A 1,834-nucleotide genomic window follows, 5' to 3' on the forward strand; every position below is an offset into this window, starting at 1 on the left:
ATTATACTGTTTTTCGAATTAATAGAGCCGGAATCCTTGGTTTTATTCAAATCAATGCGCTCTTGAGATCTTGCATTTTGCCTCTAGCTGAAAACTGGGGGAATTCGGAAGAATTTATTGTTGACGGCGGTGAATAAAGGTTAGTGCCGTCCCCAGTAGGATGTGGAAATATCGGCTTATCGACGGCAATATTAATTTCAAAGTTCGTCTTCAATATGATCGGAGTTAAATTTCTTCTATTAATTTTTAGCGCCTGAACAACTACCACCCAAAGATTGAAACTCACCAGCCTTCCGGTCCTTTCTGACCTTATCCCAATCAAATACCTGCCCATTCATGGTGATATAGATCCCTGCGGGTAGTAGTTGCACTGCTGTTATGGCACTACCCAGGTTAAATAAGGCATCTGACTGCTTTATTGCATAGGGGATCATCGCGCCAATTAGTACGATGGTTTTGTCATTCGGCATTGCGGCGAGACACCTGGCTGTTTCAACCATTGTGTCTGTGCCATGGGTTATGAGGATCTGCTGTGCATCAGTGGCTATGCAGCTTTGCTTTATTTTGTCTCTATCAGCCTCGGCCATCTCCAGGCTATCCTTTAACATGAGCAATTGCATTTCTATATCTACACTGCAACGCGCTTGTTTTAGCATTTCCGGAATATGAGTTTCCGGAAAATCCAGCTCACCGTTTAGCTCGTTATAGTGCTTATCCAGAGTCCCGCCGGTGATGATAATTTGTATCATTGCAGTTCTTTTATCTGGGCATTTGCTGCTATACCTATCTCTGATTCAGGTTCTTTATCGACGATACGTTGTAAAACAGATAGGCTTGACTCTTCTAGCAAGGCAATTGCTGCTAGGCGGACTGATGGGTAGTGCGCTCGTAATGCAGCTAATTCTCTTAAATAAGCGTTTGCTTCACGAAGTTCATGATGCATGAGTTTTTCAGGGTCTCCAGTAAATAATTCTCTTACCAGGTCTCCATATCGCGTTTGCTCGCGCACTAAATCCCTCGGGTCTACTTTAGGTATTTCTGTCGGGTCACTACAACAGTTGCTCATATTGATATCTCATTCTAATGTAGCTTGTATGCAACTTGCGGAATACAGGAAGAGCAGCGTATTCACTTCCCCGTATTCCGCAAACTCCATACGGACTACACAATTTTCGGGTTTTATCCCCCCAATGGCATTAGCTTAAGCCATTACCCCCTTCGGTTAAGAGCCCGCACGAATGCAATCGCATGAGAAATCACTTTACCCATTTCAACTCTACATTAGGCCGTCGATTCACACCCCCGCCATTTGTTCACAGGCTTTTTGGATTTCCTAATATAGGATCGACCCGGTCTGAGCTTTTGATGATTTCGTGAAATAGAGCTGACAATGTCATCCATCACTTTTTTGATACAGCGTGCCGGAACAAACATGATATCTTCCAGATGCCTCGACATGGTTGCCAGGCTATTTTTAAAGTTTGCCTGTATTGTTTGTTTCGGATCCATTTCGTCTGGTTGCAGATTTAACAGACTATTTAATAAGTTTTCAGATTCATTGGTACAGAGTCTACTCATGGTGATCAGTACAAAATGGGCAAACAATTCCTGTTTTACGGTACGCTCACTTCGGCCATGGAAGTCATCGACCACAATCATATTTTTACTGATTTTATACAGCTCTTCAATTCCCCAGCGGGCGTGATAGACCTCTTTTAATGCGTCAATCGTGTATCGTTCGTCAAGCAATGTTGTGCCGATACAGTAGGTCTTGCCCTCCAGTGTATATTTAATCAGTCTGATGGTGAGCGCTTTGAACTGGATATCCGGATAT

General features: G+C 43.2%; 3 protein-coding genes. All 3 read right to left on the reverse strand.

From position 1 onward, the window contains the following. Positions 1 to 239 precede the first annotated feature (239 nt). Complete coding sequence (locus CDZ78_RS11685; RefSeq protein WP_087870172.1) at positions 240 to 749, reverse strand: asparaginase domain-containing protein; 510 nt, start codon at positions 747 to 749, stop codon at positions 240 to 242. Continuing rightward, positions 746 to 1,066, reverse strand: coding sequence for a hypothetical protein (locus CDZ78_RS11690; protein WP_087870173.1), 321 nt, complete (start codon positions 1,064 to 1,066; stop codon positions 746 to 748). The genes CDZ78_RS11685 and CDZ78_RS11690 overlap by 4 nt, the downstream gene beginning before the upstream one ends. 215 nt (positions 1,067 to 1,281) lie before the next feature. Further along, positions 1,282 to 1,834 (reverse strand): hypothetical protein (locus CDZ78_RS21980; protein WP_167374271.1); only part of this gene is annotated, 553 nt, incomplete at its 5' end.

Source organism: Bathymodiolus platifrons methanotrophic gill symbiont (assembly GCF_002189065.1).
Lineage (GTDB): Bacteria > Pseudomonadota > Gammaproteobacteria > Methylococcales > Methylomonadaceae > Methyloprofundus.

Bases quoted from the DNA above. Each gene is read 5' to 3' on its own strand.
- CDZ78_RS11690 (WP_087870173.1), bottom strand. From the start codon at position 1,066: ATGAGCAACTGTTGTAGTGACCCGACAGAAATACCTAAAGTAGACCCG.
- CDZ78_RS11685 (WP_087870172.1), bottom strand. From the start codon at position 749: ATGATACAAATTATCATCACCGGCGGGACTCTGGATAAGCACTATAAC.